Annotated in this window: 24 protein-coding genes; 11 read left to right on the forward strand and 13 right to left on the reverse strand. The window is 70.8% G+C overall.

The annotated features are described in order from the left end of the window. Positions 1 to 12: 12 nt before the first annotated feature. Positions 13 to 1251, forward strand: a complete 1239-nt coding sequence (locus ACVFI9_RS03865) for an MFS transporter (protein ID WP_474764724.1) — start codon at positions 13 to 15, stop codon at positions 1249 to 1251. Here the strand turns inward: ACVFI9_RS03865 and ACVFI9_RS03870 are convergent. From ACVFI9_RS03870 to ACVFI9_RS03880, 3 genes are all read right to left on the reverse strand, one after another. Then, complete coding sequence (locus ACVFI9_RS03870) at positions 1232 to 2212, reverse strand: LysR family transcriptional regulator (RefSeq protein WP_474764725.1); 981 nt, start codon at positions 2210 to 2212, stop codon at positions 1232 to 1234. The genes ACVFI9_RS03865 and ACVFI9_RS03870 overlap by 20 nt on opposite strands. A 130-nt stretch (positions 2213 to 2342) precedes the next feature. Then, on the reverse strand, positions 2343 to 2918 hold the full coding sequence (locus tag ACVFI9_RS03875; protein WP_474764726.1) for a GNAT family N-acetyltransferase: 576 nt from the start codon (positions 2916 to 2918) through the stop codon (positions 2343 to 2345). Between the two features lie 90 nt (positions 2919 to 3008). Then, positions 3009 to 4247 carry a multidrug effflux MFS transporter gene (locus tag ACVFI9_RS03880; protein WP_474764727.1) on the reverse strand — a complete coding sequence of 413 codons (1239 nt, stop codon included), beginning with the start codon at positions 4245 to 4247 and terminating at the stop codon, positions 3009 to 3011. Positions 4248 to 4387: 140 nt separating this feature from the next. Between ACVFI9_RS03880 and ACVFI9_RS03885 the strand changes: the two genes are divergently transcribed. Beyond that, positions 4388 to 6097 carry a formate--tetrahydrofolate ligase gene (locus ACVFI9_RS03885; RefSeq protein WP_474764728.1) on the forward strand — a complete coding sequence of 570 codons (1710 nt, stop codon included), beginning with the start codon at positions 4388 to 4390 and terminating at the stop codon, positions 6095 to 6097. Positions 6098 to 6115: 18 nt separating this feature from the next. Here ACVFI9_RS03885 and ACVFI9_RS03890 read toward each other — a convergent pair whose 3' ends face one another. Then, on the reverse strand, positions 6116 to 7327 hold the full coding sequence (locus ACVFI9_RS03890; RefSeq protein WP_474764729.1) for an MFS transporter: 1212 nt from the start codon (positions 7325 to 7327) through the stop codon (positions 6116 to 6118). A 240-nt stretch (positions 7328 to 7567) separates the two neighbouring features. Here ACVFI9_RS03890 and ACVFI9_RS03895 point away from each other — a divergent pair, with 240 nt between their 5' ends. Next, positions 7568 to 8596, forward strand: a complete 1029-nt coding sequence (locus ACVFI9_RS03895; RefSeq protein ID WP_474764730.1) for an NADPH:quinone reductase — start codon at positions 7568 to 7570, stop codon at positions 8594 to 8596. A 103-nt stretch (positions 8597 to 8699) separates the two neighbouring features. On the opposite strand, the gene ACVFI9_RS03900 is transcribed toward ACVFI9_RS03895, so the two are convergent. Next, positions 8700 to 9182 carry an SRPBCC family protein gene (locus ACVFI9_RS03900; protein WP_474764731.1) on the reverse strand — a complete coding sequence of 161 codons (483 nt, stop codon included), beginning with the start codon at positions 9180 to 9182 and terminating at the stop codon, positions 8700 to 8702. A 73-nt stretch (positions 9183 to 9255) separates the two neighbouring features. On the opposite strand from ACVFI9_RS03900, the gene ACVFI9_RS03905 reads away from it, so the two are divergent. From ACVFI9_RS03905 to ACVFI9_RS03915, 3 genes are read left to right on the forward strand one after another with little or no spacing between them, the layout of a single operon-like run. Beyond that, positions 9256 to 9642 carry an ArsR/SmtB family transcription factor gene (locus tag ACVFI9_RS03905; protein WP_474764732.1) on the forward strand — a complete coding sequence of 129 codons (387 nt, stop codon included), beginning with the start codon at positions 9256 to 9258 and terminating at the stop codon, positions 9640 to 9642. Next, positions 9639 to 10073, forward strand: a complete 435-nt coding sequence (locus ACVFI9_RS03910; protein ID WP_474764733.1) for an SRPBCC family protein — start codon at positions 9639 to 9641, stop codon at positions 10071 to 10073. The genes ACVFI9_RS03905 and ACVFI9_RS03910 overlap by 4 nt, the downstream gene beginning before the upstream one ends. Next, positions 10073 to 10612 carry an SDR family oxidoreductase gene (locus tag ACVFI9_RS03915; RefSeq protein WP_474766368.1) on the forward strand — a complete coding sequence of 180 codons (540 nt, stop codon included), beginning with the start codon at positions 10073 to 10075 and terminating at the stop codon, positions 10610 to 10612. Before ACVFI9_RS03910 ends, ACVFI9_RS03915 begins: the two co-directional genes overlap by 1 nt. Before the next feature lie 35 nt (positions 10613 to 10647). Here the strand turns inward: ACVFI9_RS03915 and ACVFI9_RS03920 are convergent, their stop codons facing one another. The 8 genes from ACVFI9_RS03920 to ACVFI9_RS03955 all read right to left on the reverse strand — a co-directional run bounded on the left by ACVFI9_RS03920 (position 10648) and on the right by ACVFI9_RS03955 (position 19308). Further along, positions 10648 to 12114, reverse strand: coding sequence for a sodium/solute symporter (locus ACVFI9_RS03920; protein ID WP_474764734.1), 1467 nt, complete (start codon positions 12112 to 12114; stop codon positions 10648 to 10650). Continuing rightward, on the reverse strand, positions 12111 to 12530 hold the full coding sequence (locus ACVFI9_RS03925) for a heavy metal transporter (RefSeq protein ID WP_474764735.1): 420 nt from the start codon (positions 12528 to 12530) through the stop codon (positions 12111 to 12113). The genes ACVFI9_RS03920 and ACVFI9_RS03925 overlap by 4 nt, the downstream gene beginning before the upstream one ends. Beyond that, positions 12527 to 13360 carry a LytR/AlgR family response regulator transcription factor gene (locus tag ACVFI9_RS03930; RefSeq protein ID WP_474764736.1) on the reverse strand — a complete coding sequence of 278 codons (834 nt, stop codon included), beginning with the start codon at positions 13358 to 13360 and terminating at the stop codon, positions 12527 to 12529. Before ACVFI9_RS03930 ends, ACVFI9_RS03925 begins: the two co-directional genes overlap by 4 nt. Next, positions 13357 to 14529 (reverse strand): sensor histidine kinase, encoded by a 1173-nt coding sequence (locus ACVFI9_RS03935; RefSeq protein ID WP_474764737.1) that lies wholly within the window; start codon positions 14527 to 14529, stop codon positions 13357 to 13359. The genes ACVFI9_RS03930 and ACVFI9_RS03935 overlap by 4 nt, the downstream gene beginning before the upstream one ends. A 17-nt stretch (positions 14530 to 14546) precedes the next feature. Beyond that, positions 14547 to 14807 carry a YbdD/YjiX family protein gene (locus tag ACVFI9_RS03940; RefSeq protein ID WP_474764738.1) on the reverse strand — a complete coding sequence of 87 codons (261 nt, stop codon included), beginning with the start codon at positions 14805 to 14807 and terminating at the stop codon, positions 14547 to 14549. 19 nt (positions 14808 to 14826) lie between these two features. After that, complete coding sequence (locus ACVFI9_RS03945; protein ID WP_474764739.1) at positions 14827 to 17121, reverse strand: carbon starvation CstA family protein; 2295 nt, start codon at positions 17119 to 17121, stop codon at positions 14827 to 14829. A gap of 148 nt (positions 17122 to 17269) precedes the next feature. After that, a complete protein-coding gene (ectB, locus tag ACVFI9_RS03950) occupies positions 17270 to 18541 on the reverse strand; it encodes a diaminobutyrate--2-oxoglutarate transaminase (protein ID WP_474764740.1) in 1272 nt (423 codons plus the stop codon). 113 nt (positions 18542 to 18654) lie between these two features. Then, positions 18655 to 19308, reverse strand: a complete 654-nt coding sequence (locus ACVFI9_RS03955; RefSeq protein WP_474764741.1) for an FMN-dependent NADH-azoreductase — start codon at positions 19306 to 19308, stop codon at positions 18655 to 18657. Between the two features lie 100 nt (positions 19309 to 19408). Here ACVFI9_RS03955 and ACVFI9_RS03960 point away from each other — a divergent pair, with 100 nt between their 5' ends. The 5 genes from ACVFI9_RS03960 to ACVFI9_RS03980 all read left to right on the forward strand — a co-directional run bounded on the left by ACVFI9_RS03960 (position 19409) and on the right by ACVFI9_RS03980 (position 22462). Further along, positions 19409 to 19876 carry a MarR family winged helix-turn-helix transcriptional regulator gene (locus ACVFI9_RS03960; RefSeq protein WP_474764742.1) on the forward strand — a complete coding sequence of 156 codons (468 nt, stop codon included), beginning with the start codon at positions 19409 to 19411 and terminating at the stop codon, positions 19874 to 19876. A 117-nt stretch (positions 19877 to 19993) separates the two neighbouring features. Then, positions 19994 to 20470 carry a cupin domain-containing protein gene (locus ACVFI9_RS03965; RefSeq protein ID WP_474764743.1) on the forward strand — a complete coding sequence of 159 codons (477 nt, stop codon included), beginning with the start codon at positions 19994 to 19996 and terminating at the stop codon, positions 20468 to 20470. A gap of 170 nt (positions 20471 to 20640) precedes the next feature. Next, a complete protein-coding gene (locus ACVFI9_RS03970; protein ID WP_474764744.1) occupies positions 20641 to 21219 on the forward strand; it encodes a helix-turn-helix domain-containing protein in 579 nt (192 codons plus the stop codon). Then, a complete protein-coding gene (locus tag ACVFI9_RS03975; RefSeq protein WP_474764745.1) occupies positions 21216 to 21785 on the forward strand; it encodes a hypothetical protein in 570 nt (189 codons plus the stop codon). Before ACVFI9_RS03970 ends, ACVFI9_RS03975 begins: the two co-directional genes overlap by 4 nt. Before the next feature lie 86 nt (positions 21786 to 21871). Next, positions 21872 to 22462, forward strand: a complete 591-nt coding sequence (locus ACVFI9_RS03980) for a carboxymuconolactone decarboxylase family protein (RefSeq protein WP_474764746.1) — start codon at positions 21872 to 21874, stop codon at positions 22460 to 22462. The last annotated feature ends 1 nt before the right edge of the window (position 22463 follow it).

Below are 22463 nucleotides of genomic sequence, written 5' to 3' on the forward strand. Positions count from 1 at the left end.
CGAGGAGTCTCAATGGCGAACACCTCAGTCCAGACCGCACCCGGCACCCGCCGGGCCGGCGTCCTCCAGGCCATACTGCTGCTCGCGGGCAGCTGCATGCCCGTGCTGGGGTCGGTGCTCCTGACGCCGATCCTGCCGCAGCTCTCGGCCGAGTTCGGCGGCGTTCCGGGGGGTGAGATCCTCGTGCCCCTGGTCGTCGCGATCCCGGCGCTGATGATCGCGCTCTTCGCCCCGTTCGCCGGGCAGATCGTCGACCGCCTCGGGCGCAAGAAGCTGCTCATCGTCGCGATGTTCGCGTACACGCTCGTGGGCATCGCACCGGCGTTCCTCGACTCGCTGCCGGCGATCCTCGCCACGCGCGTCGGCGTGGGCATCACCGAGGCGGCCATCATGACGGTCTGCACGACGCTCATCGTCGACTACTGGCATGAGCCCGAGCGGCGGGCGAAGTACCTCGGGCTGCAGACCATCGTGACGACCCTTGCCGCGACCGCGTTCATCGCGATCGGCGGCGCGGCGGGCGCGGCCGGCTGGCGCACGCCGTTCTGGATCTACGTGGCCGCGGCGATCATCGCCGTGCCGATGATCTTCCTGCTGTGGGAGCCGAGCAAGGCCGACCCCACCGACCAGCACGTGCGCGCCGCGAAAGTGCCGATCCCGTGGCGGCGCATCGCGATGCCGCTGATCGTCGGCCTGTTCGGCGGGTTCACGTTCTACGTGCTCATCATCGAGGCGAGCTACCTCCTCGTCGGCGCCGGCGTGGCGCCGACCGACACGCCCACGATCGGCGGCATCGCGGCGCTCGCCTCCCTGGCTACGGCGGCCGGCGGCTTCACCTTCACGCGGATCGCCAAGGTCGGCGTGAAGCGGATCCTGCCCGTGGCGTTCGCCCTGCAGGCGGTGGGCATGCTCATCATCTGGTTCGTGGGCGGCGTCCCGGGTGTCACGGTCGGGGCCATCATCGGCGGTGCCGGCTCGGGTCTCCTGCTGCCGTCGATGCTCACCTGGGCGGTTGCGTCGACCCGGTTCGAGGAGCGCGGGCGCGTCACCGGCCTCTGGACGGCCGCGTTCTTCTTCGGCCAGTTCCTCACGCCGATCCTGATCGGCGCGATCACGGCCGCCGTCGGTTCCCTGCCGGTCGCCGTGGGCGTCGTCGGCATCGCGTGCGCGGTGGCGGCGATCCTGCTCGGCTTCGGGCTCCGGCGCTCAGCCGACGCTCCCGTCGACGAGGTCACCCCGACGACGGCATGACCCCCGGACGGCGGGGCGGGGCGTCGATGCGCCCCGCCCCGTCGCCGAGACCGGCGGCCGCCTCCTCGAAGAGGGTGCGCATCCACTCGTGCTCGGGGTCGCGGCGGTGCATCGGATGCCACCACAGCGCGTTCGAGATCGGCGTCGCGTCGAACGGCGGCTCGTAGACCCGCACGTCGGCCATGGCCTTCGCGTACTCGGCGAGTCCGGCCTGCAGCAGTCCGAGTCGCTGGGTTCCCGCGACGTACAGCGGCAGCGCGACGAAGCTCTCGACGACGGTGCCGACCCTCGGTTCGATGCCGAGCTGCTGGATCTGCCGGCTCGCCGAGGTGAAGGCGTTCTGGGACTGGTACGTGAACACCCAGGCCGACTCCGCGACATCCGCCATCGTGACCTCCCCCTGGATGCGTTCGTTGTCGGCCGAGGCGATGACGACCCACCGGTCCCTCCAGAGGTCGGTGTAGGGCAGGTCGATGAGGAAGCCGTGCGGGATCATCAGGGCATCGGCCGAGCGGAGCCGGTTCAGGGCGTCCTCGATGATCTGCGGGGAGTGGTGCATGAACCGGAATCGGATCCCGGGCGCGCGCTCCGCGGCCAGCGTCGCCACACGGCGGCCGAGTGTCGCGAACGCGTAGTCGGAGCCGTACACGGCGAACTCCCGCGACGATTCGGCTGCGTTCCACTCGGCCTGGCTCTCGAACACGCGACGGACGGCGTCGAGGGCGGCCGGTACCTGCTCGGAGAGCCGGGACGCGAGCGGGGTCAGCTCGTAGGTATTGCCCCGCCGAGCCAGGATCGGGTCGTTGAAGTGGGTGCGGAGCCGGGCAAGCGAGGCGCTCAGTGCCGGCTGGCTGAGGCGCAGGCGCTCGGCGGCCCGGGTGACGCTGCGTTCCGTGAGCAGCGCATCGAGCGAGACGAGGAGGTTGAGGTCGAGGCGCGAGAGCGAGGGCTGATCGGACACGTCGTCGTGGTCCTTCGAACGGGGCTGGGTTGCATCCAGCCTATCCGGCTGGTCGATCAGCAGCGCCGTCGCATCGCGGTGGCTGATATCGGGCTGGCCGAGGCCTGGCGGAGCGCAGCGCCAGGGTCGCTCACCGCAGGTCGAGCCGCATGAGCACCCGCGGGAAGCCGTTGAGCACCGAGTCGGTGTCGGCCGCCTTCGTGAACCCCGCCCGCTCGAACAGGCCGCGCGTGCCGACGTACGCCATGGTGAGGTCGATCTTGGCGCCCGCGTTGTCGAGCGGGTAGCCCTCGATCGCCGGTGCGCCGTGCTCGCGCGCGAACTCGACGGCGCCCGCCAGCAGGTGATGCGAGATGCCCGTGCCGCGGTGGCCGGGGCGCACCCGGATGCACCACACCGACCACACGTCGAGGTCGTCGACGTGCGGGATCCTGCGGTTCTTCGCGAAGCTCGTGTCGGCACGGGGATGCACGCCCGCCCAGCCCACGACCTCGTCGCCGTCGTACGCCAGGACGCCTGGCGGCGGGTCCTGCCGCACGAGCTCCCGCACGCGCTCGCCGCGGGCGGGACCGACGAGCGACGTGTTCTCCTTCGAGGTGAGGAGGCGGTAGCTGAGGCACCAGCAGACGTTCGCATCGGGGCGCTTCGGCCCCACCATGGTCGCGACGTCGTCGAAGACGGATGCCGCGCGCACGTCGATCGTCATACCGCCAGCCTGCCACCGGCCGCCGACACCGGTTTCCGTTCGCGCGTCGCGTTTCCCGCGGAGCGGGAACGCCGCACGCGAACGGAAACATCACTGCGGTCGGTGACGCGCACGAGTGCCCGCGAACCACGCGCTCGCCAGCCCGAGCACGGCGAAGCCCATCATCGCGGCCATCGCCGGCAGCGCGGTCTGCGTGCCTGCGATGCCACCGAGCGGCGAGGCGAGGGCACCGAAGACGAACTGGGTGAAGCCGACGAGCGCCGAGCCGGCTCCGGCCGCCGCCCGGGCCTGTCCTACGGCGAGGGCGGAGGCACTCGACATCACGGAGCCGCTGCCCATCGCGAACGCGCTCACGAGCACCAGGTACGACGTCAGCGTGAGGCTCCCCGAGAGCGCCAGCGCCACCCCCGCTGCGGCGGCGAGCGCCTGCAGCGACTGGGCGATCCGGAGCGTCGCCGGCGCACCGATGCGGTGCGCGACGACGCCGTTGAGCCAGGCGCCGGCCATGACCGAGACCGAGCTCAGCGAGAACGTGAGCCCGTAGCCGAGCGGCGTGATGCCGAGCACCTCCTGCACGATGAACGACGACGAGCTGATGTAGACCATGAGCGCGGCGTACCCGGCGCCGAACGCGATCGCAAAGCCCATGAACACCGGATGCCGCAGCAGCCCGCCGATGTTCCGTGCGAGGGTGCCGAGGGTGAACGGATGCCGCCGCTCGGGCGGCAGGCTCTCGGGAACGAAGAGCGCCGCGACGATGAGCATCCCGGTGGCGAGCACTGCGAGACCGAGCAGGGCGGCCCGCCAGCCGCCCACCTGCGTCAGCAGCGCGCCGAGCGGGCTGGCCACGGCGGGGCCGAGGGCGATCATGACGAAGATCGTGCTGAAGGCGCGCACCGCCTGCACGTGGTCGACGAGGTCCGCGATGACGGCGCGCGCGAGCACCGTGCCCGAGGCGCCGGCGAACCCCTGCACCGCGCGCACGAGGATCAGCACCTCGATCGTCGGGCTGATGGTGGCCAGGTAGCAGCAGAGCACGAACACCGTCAACGCGACCAGGAGGGTGCGGCGCCGGCCGAGGGCGTCCGACACCGAGCCGATCAGGAGCTGGCCCAGCGCGGATCCGGCGAGCAGGGCGGTGAGCGTGAGCTGCACCGTGGACGCGCCCACCCCGAGGTCGGCGGCGATGTCGGGGAACGCGGGGAGGTAGAGGTCGGTCGACAGCGAGCCCGCCATGGAGATGTAGCCCAGCACGAGCATCAGGCCCGGGCTGATCCGCCGTGTCGGACCTGTCTCGAGGCGGTCGCGCTCTCCAGGAAGGTCGGCCACGGGATCCTCCTGCACGATGGTCGGCGAACCTGAACAATGATGACAGGTTCTGACGCGCGGTCGTTCCGCTTGCCGTGGGATGCCCCGCTCGCCGTAGGCTTGGCTGGCACGGGCAGCGGCGCCCGTGGACGGGAGGACTCGTGGCGCTCAGCAGCATCGAGATCGGTCAGGCGGCGAAGCTCCAGCCCATCGGGGCGATCGCGGAGGGCCTCGGCATCCCCGACGAGCATCTCGTGCCCTACGGACGCTACAAGGCAAAGGTGCCGCTCTCGTACCTTTCGACGCTGGAGGACCGCCCCCTGGGCAGGCTCGTGCTGATGACCGGGGTCTCGCCGACTCCGGCGGGCGAGGGCAAGTCCGCGACCTCCGTCGGACTCGGTGACGCCCTGCGACGCATCGGCGAGCGCTCGATGATCTGCCTGCGGGAACCGGCGCTCGGCCCGGTGTTCGGCATGAAGGGCGGCGCGGCCGGCGGCGGCTACTCGCAGCTCGCGCCGATGGAGGACATCAACCTGCACTTCACGGGGGACTTCGCGGCGATCCAGATCGCCACGAACCTGCTGGCCGCGATGATCGACAACCACATCCACCACGGGAACGAGCTCGGCATCGACGTGCGCCGCGTCACGTGGCGCCGAGTGCTCGACGTGAACGACCGCGCACTGCGCGACATCGTGGTCGGGCTCGGCGGAACGGGCAACGGCTACCCGCGCGAAGCAGGCTTCGACATCGTGGTGGCCAGCGAGGTGATGGCGATCTTCTGCCTCGCCACGAGCCTCGCCGACCTCAAGGAGCGGCTCGGCCGGATCGTGGTCGCCTCCACGCGCGACCGGCAACCGGTGCGGGCGAGCGACCTGCGCGCCCACGGCGCGATGGCGGCGGTCCTGCGGGACGCGCTCGCGCCCAACCTCGTGCAATCGCTCGAGGGGACGCCCGCGTTCGTGCACGGCGGCCCGTTCGCCAACATCGCCCACGGCACCAACTCCCTGATCGCCACTCGCTCCGCGCTCCGCATGGCCGACTACGTCGTGACCGAGGCCGGCTTCGGCACCGACCTCGGCGCCGAGAAGTTCGTCGACATCCTGTGCCGCTCGTCGGGCCTGCGCCCGTCGGCCGCGGTGATCGTGGCGACCGTGCGGGCGATGAAGTACCACGGCGGGGTGGCCGTCGCCGACCTTCCCACCGAGGACCTCGCCGCCCTCGAGCGGGGACTGCCCAACCTCGAACGGCACGTGCACATCATCCGGGAGGTGTTCGGGCTGCCGTGCGTCGTGGCGATCAACGAGCGCGCCGAGGATACGCCCGCCGAGCTCGAGGCGCTCATCGCGGGAGCCGCGCGCTTCGGCGTCCGCGCCGTGCGGGCACGTCACTTCGCCGAGGGCGGTGCCGGGGCGGAAGACCTGGCCCGGGAGGTCGTCGCACTCTGCGGGGATCGGCCGGCTGGGGCATCCGGTGCGGCCGCGACATCCGGCGAGGGCCTGAACTTCACCTACCCCGACGACGCGTCGCTCTGGCAGAAGATGAAGGCCATCGTGACACGCATCTACGGCGCCGCCGATGTCACCGCATCAACCGTCGTGCGCTCGCAGTTGAAGCGGCTCGAGGAGGAAGGGTACGGGCGCCTCCCCGTGTGCGTCGCGAAGACCCAGTACTCGTTCTCGACCGACCCCAAGCTGCGCGGGGCGCCGACCGGACACGTCGTGGACATCCGCGAGGTGCGGCTGGCCGCCGGCGCCCAGTTCGTCGTGATGGTGTGCGGCGACATCATGACGATGCCGGGTCTCCCGGTGCGTCCGGCGGCGGAGTCGATCGACGTCACCGACGACGGCCGGATCGTCGGATTGTACTGAGGGCGCCCTCGGGCGGGGTCACCGCCGCTCGAGCACGTAGCGGTCGCGGCCGGCCAGGAGCCCGGTGGCCGCCTGACCGGCCATGACCACCAGCAGCAGCCCCAACGATGCCACCCACCCCCCGACGGTCGCGTGCAGCCAACCGAAGGCGACGGGGCCGATGGCCGCGAACAGGTAGCCGACCGATTGCGACATGCCCGACAGTGCCGAGGACGCCTCGTGGTCACGCGCCCGCTGCGCGATCAGCGTGAGGGCCATGGCGAGCGACGAGCCGGAGAACAGGCCCATGACGACCGCCCACACGAGGATCCACTGCGGCGCGACCATGAGGCCGACGGCCGCGGTGATCCCGAGCAGTGGGATGAGCGCGGGGATGAACCGTTCCGTGCGTCCCCGCAGCGCGAGCGGCAGCAGCAGCGAACCCGCGAGCGAGAGGAGCTGGTAGATCATCACGTCGAAGCCCGCGACGACCGGGCTGCGGCCGATCGACGTCGAGATCGTCGCGAGCCACGTCACCACCATGTAGAACGTGGCCGACTGGAACGCCATGTAGCCGGCCACCTGCCACGCCAGGGGGTCGGTCCAGATGCCGGTGCGGCGGTGCCGGATGCGTGGGCCACCCCGGAGCACGGGGTGCGTGCCGCGATGCGCCCATCCCCACGCGACGATCGCGAAGGGCAGGAGCGCGCCACCCGTGATGAGCAGCGAGACGCGCCATCCCTCGACGGCGGCGCCGTCGGCGAGCCGCGAGATCGGAACCGCGACGCCGGATGCCACGGCGCCGACGCCACCGAGGAGCGCGGTGTACACCGACATCATGACGGGCACGCGGCCGGGGAAGTCGCGTTTCACCGCGGCCGGCATGAGTACGTTCGCGACCGCGAGCGCGATGCCGATGAGGGCCGTGCCGAGCCACAGGCTCAGCGTCGGCCCGGGCAGCGACCGCACCGCGGTGCCGAGCAGCAGGAGGATCAGCGACCAGAGCACGATCCGCGACATCCCGAACCGCCGGCTCAGGCCGTGCGCGAGCGGCGACACCACGCCCCAGGCGATGAGCGGAACCGAGGTGATGAGCCCGAGCGTGGCGATGGCCATGCCCGTGTCCTCCCCGATCTCCTCGAGCAGCGGGCCGACCGCCGTGATCGTCGGCCGCATGTTGGCGGCCACGAGGCAGAGCGCCACGACGAGCGCGACGACGGCGCCGCGCCGGTTCTCGCTCTCGTTGCCCATGAACACCGGACTCTAGTCGAGAGGCCCACCGTCGCCCCCGATTCCGTCCGATCCCCTCCCGCCCCTCCCGACCCTCCCATCCCCTCTCCTACTCGACTGTAAACGTCCGCTGGCGAGTGATATCGGTGGCGGGGCATCCGGTGGGGCGAACGTTGACAATCGGCGTAGGGGGGAGGGGGAGGACAGGGGAGACGGAGGGGCGTGCGGAATCTCCGGCCCGGCTCGTCGGTTGCACCGACCATGAGAGCGATCGTCTACCGTCGTCCCGGAGATTCCTCGGTGCTCGAGCTCACCGAGCGGGAGGTCCCCGAGCCCGGCCCCGGCGAGCTGCGCGTCCGGGTCGTCGTCTCGGGCGTGAATCCCACCGACTGGAAGTCGCGCCGCGGCTCGGGCACTGCGGCCGCCGCGGCCGGTGAGAGCGTGCCGAACCAGGACGGCGCCGGCATCGTCGATGCGGTCGGCGACGGCGTGACGGGCTTCGCCGTCGGCGACCGGGTGTGGCTCGCGATCTCGGCGTGGCAGCGTCCGGCCTCGGGAACGGCGCAGGAGTTCACGATCACGCGCGCCGAGCGCGCGTTCCCGCTGCCCGACGAGGTGTCGTTCGACGTCGGGGCGAGCCTCGGCGTGCCCGCGGTCACGGCGCACCGCGCACTGACCGTCTCGGAAGACGGTCCCGCGCGGCTCCACCCGGGCGCGCTGACCGCGAAGACCGTGCTCGTCGCCGGGGGAGCGGGCGCCGTCGGCCACGCCGCGATCCAGCTCGCCCGCTGGGCGGGCGCAACGGTCATCACGACCGTGAGCGGCGCCGACAAGGCGGCGCTCGCCGAGGCGGCCGGCGCGCACCACGTGGTGAACTACCGGGAGACGGATGACGCAGAGCGGGTCCGTGCGATCGCACCGCGTGGGGTCGACCTCGTCGTCGAGGTGGCGCTGGGCGCGAACGCGGGACTCGACCAGGCCGTGACCCACGAGCGCTCCAGCATCGCGAGCTACGGCAACGACGGCGGCGTGCCGATCACCATCGACTTCGGCCCGGCGATCATGCAGAACCTTCGCTACCAGTTCGTGCTCATCTACACGATGGGTTCGGCGGCGTGGACCGCTGCGGGCGAGGATGTCACGGCCGCGGCGCGCGATGGCGCCCTCGCGATCGGCGAGGCGGCCGGGCTGCCGCTGCACCGGTACCCGCTCGAGGAGACCGCCGCCGCGCACGATGCGGTCCAGGGCGGCGTCGTGGGCAAGGTGCTGATCGACGTCGCGCCGCGCTGACGGACGCGGCGACCGGCCCGCGCCCGGCGCCGTACCGAGCGCGGCACGGCGCCGGGAGTGCGCGGCGTCGCGCCGGACGCGGTGCGCCGACCGCGGCGCTCCGTCAGGACGCGGCGCGTTCCGCGAGCAGGCGCACCTCGTCGGGCTGGCTGTTCGGGGCTCCGACGCCGTCGGCGAGCAGACCGCGCAGGCTGCTGCCGATGTAGAACGCCCAGGCGGTGCTGCACGCCCCGTAGCACTCGACCTCGGGCTCGAGGCCGACGTGGGTGAACCGGAGTTCGGTTCCGCCGTCGCGCTCGGCGATCTCGAACCGGATCTCGGTGTCGTTCCACTCCGTCTCGTCGGCGATGAACGTGAGGCGGGCGTCAAGCACCCGCCAGACGATGCGCTCGCCGGGCACGAGTTCGACGACGCGGATCTTCGAGTAGTGGATGTCCTCGACCTCGAAGACGAAGTCCTCGCCGACCCGATCCGTGACGCCTGTGATGGTGCGCGACCACCAGGCCCGAGGGTCGACGGCCGCGGCGTAGACCTCCTGCGGCGTGCGGTCGACGGCGAACGTCGTGGTGTAGTTGCGGCGGCTCATGATTCGCCCTTTCCTGCGGATTTCGGATGGAGCACTTGCCCCACAGCGGCGAGGATAGCGTATATTCAACCGTATGGGTGAATATCACTTGGACGCCGTGCTCAGCGCGGTCGCCGACCCGACGCGGCGCGCGATCCTCGATCGGCTGCGCACGGGCGACGCGCGGGTCACCGAAATCGCGAGCGCCTTCCCGATATCGCTGAACTCCACGAGCAAGCACATCAAGGTGCTGGAGCGGGCCGAGCTCGTGCGCCGCGAGGTTCGCGGCCGCGATCACGTGCTCTCGCTCCATGCCGAGGCGCTCGGCGACGCCGTCGCCTGGATGGAGCAGTACCGCGAGTTCTGGGAGCAGCGCCTCGAGGCCCTCGAGGCCTTCGTGCTGGCGGCCGACGAGCGCGAAGCGACGGATGCCGCGGCCGGGGCATCCGGCACCGTGTCGACGGAGGGGGACCCACGATGATCGCGACCGTCACCGTGAGTCGCCGGATCCCGGCATCTCCCGAGCGTCTCTTCGACGCGTGGCTCGACCCCGCGGCGCTGGCCGTCTGGATGCGGCGTGAGGGCGGCGAGCTCTCGCAGGTGGTGGCGGACCCGCGCGTCGGCGGGTCGTTCTCGATCACGATGCGGGACCGCTTCGGCGAGAACGTGCACCTGGGCACCTATCGGGTGATCGACCGACCGCACTCGATCGAGTTCACCTGGCGCTCGCACGCCACGAGCACGGTCGACTCGGTGGTGCGCGTCAGCTTCGTGCCCGACGGCGACGCCACGGTCGTCGAAGTGCGGCACACGAGGCTGCCCGACGACGCCGCCGCTGCGGCCCACGAAGGAGGCTGGACCGAGATCCTCGGCCGGCTCGAACGGACCATGACCGGAATGGAGGCGGCGTGATGCTGCTCGACGACAAGGTGGCCGTGATCTACGGCGGAGGCGGCTCGATCGGAAGCGCCGCGGCGCGCGTGTTCGCGCGCGAGGGCGCGAGGCTGTTCCTCGCAGGGCGGTCGACGCCACGGCTCGAGGAGGCGGCATCCGCTGCCAGGGCCGAAGGTGCCGACGTGTCGACGGCCGTGGTCGACGCGATGAGCAAGGGCCTCATCGGCAACGCGGCGCAGTCGGCCGCGCTCGAGGGGTTCTCCCGGGCGCTCGCCGGGGAGCTCGGGCCTGCGGGCGTGCGCGTCGTGTGCGTGCGTCCGAACGCGCTCTCGGACGCGGTCGACACGTCGTACACGGGCGACATGTTCGGGCGCATCGCCCAGGTCGGGGGCGTCTCGCTCGAGACGTGGCTGTCCGGGCTCACGGGCGGCACGCTGCTCGGGCGGCTGCCCGTGCTCGACCAGGTGGCCGAGTACCTCGCGTTCGCGGCATCCGATCGGGCCGGCTCGATGACGGGGGCGATCGCGAACCTGTCGTCGGGCATGCTCGTCGACTGAGCGCTGCCCGTCTGCACAAGCTGGAGAGCAGGTGCTCAGCCGCGCAGTTCGGGGGAATGCAGCCGGCTCAGCATGCGCTCGGTGTTGAGCGGCTCGCGCCGGTCGAGCAGCGACACGACGACCGTGGTGACGGTGGCGGCGGCGATCGTCCATGCACCCGGCTGCGCGAGGAGCACGCCGATCGCGCCGAGGTCCGCGCTCGACCCGAGCAGCGTCGAGCTGAACAGCGCGCCCGCGCAGAGCACCGAGCCGACGATCATGCCCGCGATCGCGCCCCGGGCGGTCAGGCGGCGCCACCAGATGCCGAGCACGATCACCGGCGAGAGCGAGGAGGCTGCGAACACGAAGACCGTGCCCACCGACGTGACGAGCCCCTGCGGAACCGTTCCGAGCGCGACGACGAGCGGCACGGCCGTGCAGAAGACCGCGGCCCAGCGGAACGAGCGCACGGTGCCGTGGAAGAGGTCCTGGCTGACGACGCTCGAGAGCGACACCACCAGCCCCGACGACGTGCCGAGGAACGCCGCGAGCGCTCCCGCGATCACGAGCGCCGTCAGCAGGTCGCCCGCCATGCCGGGGATGAGCCGCGACGGCAGCAGCAGCGCCACCGTGTCGGCGACGCCGGGCCTGGCCAGGTCGGGGGCCGTGGCCCGGGCGACCAGGCCGACCGTGCCCGACACCATGTAGAAGGCGCTGATCATGACGATGACGATGACCGTCGTCCAGCGGGCCGAGCTGCCGGTCGGACTCGTGTAGAAGCGCACCAACACGTGCGGCAGTCCGATCGTGCCGAGGAGCAGCGCGATGAGCAGCGACGCGGTGGCGTAGGTGTCGAGCCCGCTCGGTCCACGCTCGACCGGGAACACGAGCGCGGGGTCGATGCTCGGCTCGCGGCCGCCGATCGTGATCACGAAGAACACGACGGGCACCGCAAGGGCCGCGAACTTGAGCCAGAACTGGAACGCCTGCACGTACGTGATGGAGCGCATGCCGCCCGCCGCCACCGAGCCGCTCACGACGACCGCGACCGTCACGGCCCCCACCCACGGCGGGATGTCGGCGACGACGTTGAGGGCGAGCGCGGCTCCGTGCAGCTGCGGCACGATGTAGAGCCATCCGATGACGAGCACGAGCACGCTCGTGATGCGCCGCGCCGTGAGGGAGTCGAGGCGGGCGTGGATGAAGTCGGGGATCGTGTACGCGCCGCTCCGGCGCAGGGGCGCGGCGACGAACATCAGCACGAGCAGGTACCCGGCCGCGTAGCCGATGGGGAACCAGAACGCGTCCGAGCCCGACAGGAGCACGAGTCCCGACAGGCCGAGGAACGTGCCGGCCGAGAGGTACTCCCCGCTGATCGCGGACGCGTTCCAGATCGGTCGCACGGTGCGCGAGGCGACGAAGAAGTCGCTCGTCGTGCGTGAGATGCGCAGGCCGTAGACGCCGATGACCGAGGTCACGAGCAGCACGAGCGCGATCGCGCCCACGGCGAGCATCGGATTCATTCGTGCTCCACCAGGGCTCGGAATCGGCGTTCCGTGCGCATCGCGGCGACCGTGTAGGCCACGGCGAACACGATGATGATCGGGTAGTACCCGTATGCCTGGATCAGCCACGGGATGGGGACGCCGCCGATCGAGTGGTCGTGCAGCGCGGGGATCCCGCTGATCACGAAGGTCACGAGCACGACGGCGAGCAGGAACGAGACGACGAACACGAGCGCGAGGCGTCCCTGGGCGCGCATCAGGCTGCGCGTGAACAACGTGTCGGCCTCGCTCACGGGCGACCGCACGATCCGGGCGAGCGGCTCGACACGGACCGAGGGCCGGTCGACGCTGGTCACTCGCTCGCGCACCGGCCGCCCCGGCGGGCGGCGCGTCTCGGGGCTCGGCGCCCCGCCCGGGGCATCCGCCTCGTTCACCGCTCGCCGTCCCTGGGTTGCAGGATCGCCTCGCGGACCACCGAGATCGAACGTCGGCTCACCGGGATCTCCTCGCCGGCGACGGTGAGGCTGGGGTGCGAGCCGATGAGCTTGGCCGTCGTGATCGCGTTGCGGGCGACGAGGTACGACCGGTGCACCCGGATGAATCCGGCGTCGGCCCACCGCAGCTCGAGGTCGGAGATCGACTCGCGGATCAGGTGGCTGTCGGTGTCGGTGACGAGCCGCGCGTAGTCGCCCTGCGCCTGCACCCACCGCACGTCGGCGCGGTGCACGACGCGCATCACGTTGCCGACGCGCACGGGGATCGTCTCATCTGCGATCGCGTCGGCAGCCGCGGAGGGTGCGGATGCCCCGCCCGGGCCGTGCTCGGCGAGGATCCGTCCGACGGCGCGGTGCAGTCGCTCCCGGCGGATCGGCTTGAGGATGAAGTCCACCGCACGGACATCGAACGCCTCCACCGCGCCCGCCTCGTCGGCGGTCACGAACACGATCGCCGGCGGGGTGTTGAACCTCGAGACCGCACGAGCCAGGTCGAAGCCTGAGAGCCCTGGCATGTGGATGTCGAGGAACGCCGCGTCCACCGGGCTCTCGGCGAGGAGGCGCACGGCCTCCGAGCCCGAGGCGGCGCGCCAGATGCGTCCGATCCGCTCGTCCCGTCGGAGGAGCAGCTCGAGCTCGTCGAGCACCGGGCGCTCGTCGTCGGCGATGAGCACGTCGATGGTCGGGGTCGGGCCCGGGCCCGGGCTCGGGGTCGGGGTCGGGGTCGGGGTCGGGCTCGCCGCACCGGTGCCCGCGTCAGCGGCCGTCATCCGACCACCTGCCTCTCGGTCTCGTTGAAGGGCTGCGACTTCGGGATGCGCATGCGCACCATGGTGCCGGCGCCCGGGTTCGTCTCGACCACGAGCGCGTGGTCGTCGCCGTAGATCCCGCGCACCCGGGAGTCCACGTTGCGCAGGCCCACATGGTCGGTGGGCGCCCCGTCGGTGAGCAGGGCCCGGAGCTCGGCGGGCTGCATGCCCACGCCGTCGTCGTCGACCGTGATCTCGGTGTGCGTGCCGTCGTCACGTGCGGCGATCACGATGGTGCCGCCGTGCTCGCGCGGCTCGAGCCCGTGCCGGATCGCGTTCTCGACGAGCGGCTGCAGGCTGAGGAAGGGGATGACGGTCGCGAGCGTCTCGGGGGCGATCCGCAGCGTCACGCTCAGGCGCTCCTCGAAGCGTGCGCGCTCGAGCTCGACGTAGGAGTGCACGCTCTTGAGCTCCTCGGCGAGCGTCGTGAACTCGCCCTGGCGACGGAACGTGTACCGGATGAAGTCCGCGAAGTCGAGCAGCAGGTCGCGGGCGCGCTCGGGGTCGGTGCTGATGTACGACGCGATGGCGCCGAGGGCGTTGTAGATGAAGTGCGGGCTGATCTGCGCGCGCAGGGCACGCAGTTCGGCTTCGGCGAGCGCGGCTCGGGATGCCTCGAGCCCGCCGAGCTCGATCTGCGCGCCGCTCCACTTCGCCACCTCGGTGGTGGCGCGCACGAGCGGTGGGCGCACCTTCGCGGCGAACGCGACGATCACCCCGACCACCCGCCCGTCGGCGATGATGGGCGCTCCGACCGCGTCGCCCGTCTTCGTGGCGAGGAGCTGGCGCTGCCCCGTCTCGATGACGCTCGAGGCGAGCTGCCAGGCTTCTGGCCCGAGATCGAGGCGTCCGTCGACCGACACGATGCCGTCGCGGTCGGCGATGGCGATCGCGTCGCTGCCGAGCAGCGCCTTCAGCGAGCGTGCCGCCCGGTGCACCTCGCCCGTGTCGAGGCCGCCGCGCAGGTGCACCGCGGCCCGCGACGCGAGCGACAGGGTGCGGAACGTCGCTCGCTCCGCGTCGCTGCCGAGGTCGCGTGACCCGCGCGCGAGGCGCCAGGCCAGCAGCGCCAGGAGCGTGAGGGCGACGCTGATCACGGCGACGACGGGAAGCCAGACGACATCGACCATGCGCCCTCCTCGTCACGTCAGCAGCAGCGGGCCCCTGGATTGCGGTCCTGGTCATCCATTCTCTGCTTCCAGAACTCGCGCTCGGTCAGCGGCGGATGCTCCGCGCCGTGGTTCGAGTGGTGATGCTCGAGGTAGACCCGGTAGGCATTGTCGCCCATCAAGTTGTGGACGTACCACGCGATGCCGCGGCATCCGCGGATCAGCAGGTCGAGGGCGACGGGGGCGCCCGCCCGAACCGCGAGGGTTCGGGCGGGGCGCCCGGCGGTGGTGCCGGTCATGGGCGGTGCGCTCCGGTCATCAGTGACGCGCCGTCTCGGGTCGCCGGTCGGCGGGGAGGGCGGCCCACTCACGCTCGAGCGCCTTCTCGGCCTTCGTGGCGAAGAGACCCGCGGGAGCGAAGCGGCGGGATGCGACGGCCGGGTCCTCGTGGTTCTCTCCGCCGCCGTTCCGCCACGCCTTCACGGTCGCGATGACCGAGGTGATGAGCACCACGATCGCGAGGGTGACGAACACGATCGACAGGGTGCCCTGCACGAAGGTGTTGCGCACCACGGCCTCCATCGCCTCGACGGTCGGCGCCGTGCCGAACGACGTCTCGCCCGCGTCGAGCGCGTTGCGGAACGCGACGTGGTTGGCCCAGTAGCCCACCTGCGGCACCGGCGAGAAGATCTTGTACATCGACGCGGTGATCGTGACGACGGCGGCGAATGCGAGCGGCAGGGCCACGATCCAGAGCCACTTGAGGTAGCTCTTGCCGCGCTTAGCGACGATCGCGAGCACCACGGCCAGGGCGATGACGGCGAGCAGCTGGTTCGCGATGCCGAACAACGGGAAGAACGTGTTGATGCCGCCGAGCGGGTCGGTGACGCCGAGGATCAGGATGTAGCCCCAGCCGGCGACCATGATCGCGGTGGTGATCCAGACGCCGGGCCGCCACGACGTGTCCTTGAATCGCGGGATCACATTGCCGATCGAGTCCTGCAGCATGAACCGTGCGACACGCGTGCCGGCGTCGACGGCGGTGAGGATGAACAGCGCCTCGAACATGATGGCGAAGTGGTACCAGAAGCCCGCAAGGGCTGCGCCGCCGAACGCCTGCTGCATGATCTGGGAGAGGCCGAGCGCGAGGGTGGGGGCGCCGCCCGTTCGGGAGACGATCGACTCCTCGCCCACCGCAGCCGCCGTCGACGTGAGCACGTCGGGCGTGAGGTTGACGCCCGTGAGTCCGAGCGAGTTCACGAAGGCGACCGCGCCCTCGACGGTGCCGCCGGTCGCGGCCCCCGACGAGTTCATCGCGAAGTAGATGCCCCGGTCGAGCGAGATCGCCGCGACGAGCGCCATGATGGCCACGAACGACTCCATGAGCATGCCGCCATAGCCGATGAAGCGCGTCTGGCGCTCCTTCTCGATGAGCTTCGGCGTCGTGCCCGATGCGATCAACGCGTGGAATCCCGAGAGCGCGCCGCAGGCGATGGTCACGAACAGGAACGGGAACAGCGGACCCGAGAAGACCGGGCCGAGCTCGCCGCCCGCGAACTCGCTGAACGCGGGCACCGAGATCTCGGGGCGCACGAGCACGATCGCGCCGGCGAGCATCACGATGACGCCGATCTTCATGAAGGTCGACAGGTAGTCGCGCGGGGCGAGCAGCAGCCAGACCGGCAGCACCGCGGCGATGAAGCCGTAGACGATGATGCCCCACGCGATGGTCGTGCGGTCGAGGTGGAAGACCTCGGCGCCCCACGGGGTCGCGGCGACCCATCCGCCCGCGATGATCGCGACGAGCAGCAGCACGAAGCCGATGATCGACACCTCCGTGATGCGTCCGGGGCGGAGGTAACGCAGGTAGACGCCCATGAACAGGGCGATCGGGATGGTCATCGACACGCTGAAGACGCCCCACGGGCTCTCGCCGAGCGCATTGACGACGACGAGCGCGAGGATCGCGATGATGATGAGCATGATGAGCAGCGACGCCACGATCGCGGCGGTGCCGCCGATGCGGCCGAGCTCGTCGCGCGCCATCTGGCCGATGGTGCGACCACCGCGGCGGGTCGAGAAGAAGAGCACCAGGTAGTCCTGCACCGCGCCGGCGAGGATGACGCCGACGATGATCCAGACCGTGCCGGGGAGGTAGCCCATCTGGGCGGCCAGGACCGGACCGACGAGCGGGCCGGCGCCCGCGATCGCGGCGAAGTGGTGGCCGAAGAGCACGCGACGGTCGGTGGCGTGGTAGTCCTTGCCGTCGGCCCTGGTCTCGGCGGGCGTGGCGCGCCGGTCGTCGGGCCGCGCGATGTAGCGCTCGATGACCTTCGCGTAGAAGCGGTAGCCGATGAGGTAGCTCGCCACCGCGGCGAAGACGAACCACATCGCGTTGACGGTCTCGCCGCGCACGATGGCGATCATGGTCCAGGCGACGCCGCCGAGCAGGGCGATGGCACCCCAGAGCAGGATCTTCGGCCAGGTCCACTTGCGCTCACGCGCGAGCTCGGCCTCGGGTACGGCGGTGGGGGGAAGGTCGGGGTCGGGTTGCAGGTCGGCGGGGGAGCCGGGTTCGGGCTCGATCGTCGGTTGCCGGAGTTCGGACGTCATCGGGGATCCTCCTTGGGCGTGGCGTCGTTGCGCACGGCCACGATAGGAGGCTGTTCGACGGCACGGCATCCGGCGCTCGACGAGCGGCGCATCCGTGCGACGGACGGCCGATTCCTGCGACGAACGGCGCGGTGGCCGCGGTCGTCCGTCAGGCGGCGACGGCCGCCAGGCTCTCGCGCACGATCTGCAGCCCGCGGGTCAGCTCGCCTTCGGTGATGGTGAGGGCCGGGAGGAACTTCAGCACTTGGTCGAAGGCTCCGGATGTCTCGATCACGAGCCCGCGGCGGAACGCCTCCGCCGAGATCCGCCCGGCGAGCGTCGGATCCGCGTCGCAGGCGAGGCCGTACATGAGTCCGCGGCCGCGCACGACGAAACCGCGCTCGGGGTTCGCATCGGCGATGGCCTGGAGCTCGGTGCGCAGCAGCTCGGACTTCGCGTTCACCGCGTCGGTGAATCCCGAATCCGACCAGTACTCCTCGAGCGCGACGCGCGCCGACACGAAGGCGAGGTTGTTGCCGCGGAACGTGCCAGTGTGCGCACCGGGCTTCCAGACGTCGACCCCCGGCCGGAGCAGCACGAGCGACATCGGCAGCCCCGAGCCCGAGATCGACTTCGACACCGTGATGAGGTCGGGCACGATGCTCGCGTGCTCGAACGCGAAGAACTTCCCGGTGCGGCCGATGCCCGACTGGATCTCGTCGAGGATCAGCAGGATGCCGCGGGCCTCGGTGAGCTCGCGGAGCCGCTGCAGCCACGCCACGCCCGCCACGTTGATGCCGCCCTCGCCCTGCACCGCCTCGACGATGACGGCGGCGGGCAGGTCGAGGCCGCTGCCGGAGTCGTCGAGCATCTTCGCGAACAGGTCGAGCGTGTCGACGCCCTCACCGAGGTAGCCGTCGTACGGCAGGCGCGTGATGTTGTCGAGCGAGATGCCGGCCGCCTCGCGGTAGTGGCTGTTGCCGGTGGCGGCGAGGCCGCCGAGGCTCAGGCCGTGGAACGCGTTCGTGAACGCGACGACGTTTGAGCGCCCGGTGGCGAGGCGGGCGACCTTGAGCGCCGCCTCCACCGCGTTCGCGCCGGTCGGTCCGGTGAACTGCAGCTTGTGGTCCAGCCCGCGGGGAGCCAGGACGAGCCGCTCGAACGCCTCGATGAAGGCCTTCTTGGCCGAGGTGGCCATGTCGAGTCCGTGGATGATGCCGTCGCGCTCGAGGTACTCGACGAGCGCCCGCGTGAACAGCGGGTTGTTGTGGCCGTAGTTCAGCACCCCGGCGCCGGCGAAGAAGTCGAGGAACTCCCGACCGTCGGCCGCGACGAGCGTGGAGCCGCGGGCACTGTCGAAGACCACGGGGAAGGAGCGGATGTATCCGCGCACCTCCGATTCGCGCCGGTCGAAGGTGTCGAGGTTCGCGGCGTCGCTCATGGCGCGGGCTCCTTTTCGAGGGAATGGGCGGTGGCGGTGCCTACGAGCCTAGATCCTCTCGCCTGAGCGAACGCGCGAGGTCGGCGTCGGAGCCCCGACCCCGCGCCACCGGCTCAGGACGCTCGGCGCAGCGGCATCCGTCCGAACTCCGCTCCGGTGCGACGGGCCGCGTCATGGGCGGCCGCGCGACCCGGCTCGGGGTCGGCGATCGCGAGGTTCGGCCGGAACGTGATGGCCGAGACATCCGTGACCCCGGCCCAGTTCAGCCAGCCCTCGAAGAAGGGCCGCTGGAAGTCGCTCCCGAACGCGGGTGGGCGGCCCTCGCCGTACACGGCGCTCGTGTACACGACGGCCGCGCGGCGGCCCTCGAGAAGTCCGGTGTACCCGGCCTCGGGGTCGAACCCGAACACCATGCCGGGCTGGCTGACGACATCGATGAACTGCTTGGCGATGTACGGGATGCCGGCATTCCACATCGGCAGGCTGAAGAGGTAGAGGTCGGCCGCGGCGAATCGCTCGAAGGCGAGGCGTGCGCGGTGCCAGGCGACCTCCTGCGGGCCGACGGGCTGTTCGCCGGCGAAGATCCGCATCTTCGCGCCCGCACCGTCGGGCCCGAAGTCGGGCAGCGAGCCGTCCCACAGGTCCCATTCGTCGACGGATGCCGCGGGGTTCGCCTGGCGGAACGCGTCGACGAACGTGCGGGCGATCGCCAGCGACTCGGATGCCTCACCGCGGGGCGACGCGGAGATGTGCAGGAGGGTGGTCATTGGTCCGGATCCTTTCTTGCGTGCAGACGCACATAAATGTGGATGAACTGCACCATAACATGTACGTGTGCACGCACACAATCTCGGCTACGATGGGCGCATGCCGAAGCCGAGCGACGCCGAACGGGCCTGGGAGGCGCTGCTGCGCCTGCACGCCGCACTGCTGCCCCGACTCGACCGCGCGGTCGCGCGAGACGGCGGCATGCCGCTCGGCTGGTACGACGTGCTGCTCGAGCTCAACGACGGGGGTGGCCGGCTCACCATGGGCGAGCTCGCCGACCGGGTCGTGCTGAGTCGCACGCGCGTGAGCCGACTCGTCGACGAGCTGACCGGTGCAGGCCTCGTGGCCCGTGAGCCCAATCCCGACGACGGCCGCTCGGCGTTCGCCGTGCTCACTCCCGAGGGTCGGCGGCGATTCCTCGCGGCGGCGCGCGCGTACCTCCCGGCGATCGAGCGCGAGTTCGCGTCGGTCGATGCCGGGCGACTCGCCGACGTCGCCGAGGGACTCGAGGCCGTGCTCGGGGCGGTGACGGGGGAGCCCGGGGCGCGCGAGCGCCGTCGCCGGTAGCGCCGCCGCCGCGGCATCCGCTCGTCCACCGACTGCTGCGTGGCCGGCCGTCCCGCGGCTACCCTGTGCCCAGGCGTGCACGCCGGCCGGCGTGCCGACTCACGAGGGGGACGAGCGATGGAGATCACCGACAACGGGCCCGAGCCGAACGCGTTCGACATCGAGGCGGCCACCAGGGAGAACGAGGAGTACCGCGTCGTCGCCTGGACCGGCAAGTACCTGCAGGTCACGCTGATGTCGATTCCGGTGGGGGAGTCGATCGGTCTCGAAGCGCATCCCGAGACCGACCAGTTCCTGCGGCTGGATGCCGGACGCGGCCGGGTGAAGATGGGCCCGTCGAAGGACGACCTCGCGTTCCAGCAGGACGTCTGGGACGGCTGGAGCATCCAGGTGCCGGCCGGCACGTGGCACGACGTCGAGAACACCGGCGACGAGCCGCTGCGGCTGTACGCGATCTACGCGCCCGTGCACCACGCGCCCGGCATCGTGCAGCCGACCGACGAGGACGCCGAGCGCGACGAGGAGGCGGGCGTCGACGAGCCGCCGTCGTGGAGCGTGCAGCCGCCGAAGTCCGAACCCGATCAGCACGCCTGACGCTGACCGGTGCCCGGTCGACGCGCTCGCCGGGACGTCATGCGGGGGATCCGTTCTGCCGCCCTTCGATGTGCGTGCAGTCGCACGGATCGAGCCTTCGCCGACCGTAAGCAATCGGCCGCGCTCCCGTGTAGAATGTTGACGTATCCGCAAACAGATTGGAGGTCCTCATGTCGCAAGCCAGCACGCTCCTGCGCGCGGCGCGCTTCTCCTCCGGTCTCACGCAGGCGGAGCTCGTCCGCCGTTCCGGTGTCGACAAGTCGACGGTCTCCCTCATCGAGTCCGGTCACCGCAATCCATCGGTCGAGAAGCTGGATCATCTCCTGCGTTCGACGGGTCGCCGGGTCGGCATCTATCCGACGACTCGTAGCGGATCAGCCGAGGCCGGCGGCGTCATCGGCGAGTGGGTGGCCGATGCAGACGAGGAGGGAGCACTTCGGGCCTTCCTCCGTTACAGCGACAACCTCGCCGCGACCACCGGCGTGGATCGGGTCGTCCTCGCCGCGGCGGAACCACCGCCCACTGGATCGGCGATCTGGGATGCCGCGCTCGCGGCCGTCACGGAGTACTGGCTGGAACGTGAGAACCTGCCCAAGCCGACCTGGATCGACGGTGAGACCCGGTCGCTTCCCGAGCCCACGCCGCTGATCCTCAATCCGTGGACATCTGCCCGAGCCATCCGTGACGTTCCCGACGCCTTCCGCAGGCACCGGATCCTCGTCGACGAGTCGACTCTGCTGAGCGTATGACGTTTCTCAAGCGCGACGACATGATCGAGGGCCTGCGGGAGCTCGTCAATGAACTGCACGCCCGAGGTGAAGCTGGTGGCGTGCGCATCGTCGGCGGAGCGGCCATGCTGCTGCGGTACTACGGCGACCGCAGGGTGACCCCCGACATCGACGCCAAGATCCACCCAGAGGGTCCCACCGTGCGGATCGCCGAGGAGATCGCCCGTCGAAGAGGTTGGGACGACGATTGGCTCAATGCGAAGGCGGCGACCTTCATCCCGATCGCCATCGACGTGGGATGGGAGGCCCTCTACGACGACGATGACGTCTCCGTCTGGGTCATCTCGCCCGAGGCACTGCTCGCGATGAAAATGCGCGCGAGCCGTCCGACCCGAGACGACGCGGACATCGCAGTGCTGTTGGCGATCACGGGCATCACGACCGTCGATGACGCCGAGGCGTTGTTCGAGCGCTTCTACCCCGGCGAGTTGCCGAAGGACCTCGCCTACGTGATGCTCGAGGACATATTCGAGGCTGGGCTGCCGCCCGTGCCTCCGGCTCCACCGCTGCCCGATCTGAGGGCATGATCCGACCGGGCGCACATCAGGTGTCACACTCCTCCGCCCGCCGGTGTCTCCATGTCGACGACACCGATCGAGACGTTGGAGGAGACATGACCGGCAACACGAGGATTCCCGCGACCGAGATCACCGGCCCCTACGGTGCGGTGGTGAAGCTCGCGGTGCGGCGCATGATCGGCGAGGTGCCCGAGTCGGTCGGCGTGATGTGGCACAGCCCGAAGGTCTTCAAGGACCTGATGTCGATCGGCATGAAGTCCGAGAAGTGGGACGCGTTGGACGCGAACCTGGGGTCGCTCGCGCGGATGGCGGCGGCTGCCGAGGTCGGCTGCAGCTTCTGCCTCGACTACAACTACTTCGTGGCGCACAACAGGGGGCTGGACGTCGACAAGGCGCGCGAGGTGCCGCGCTGGCGCGAGTCCGGCATGTTCACCCCGCTCGAGCGGAACGTGATGGAGTACGCCGCGGCGATGTGCCAGACCCCGCCCGCCGTCACCGACGAGCTGTCGGATGCGCTGCTCGCCGAGCTCGGCCCTGCGGCCGTGCTCGAGCTGGCCGCGAAGGTCGCCCTGATGAACGCGACCGCACGCATGAACATCGCGCTCGGCATCCGCTCCGAGCACTACGCCGATGCGTGCGGACTGCCGCCGCTCGCGGACCGCACGGCCGCCTCGGAGGCCGCGTAAG

Source organism: Agromyces sp. NSFZ (assembly GCF_056156205.1).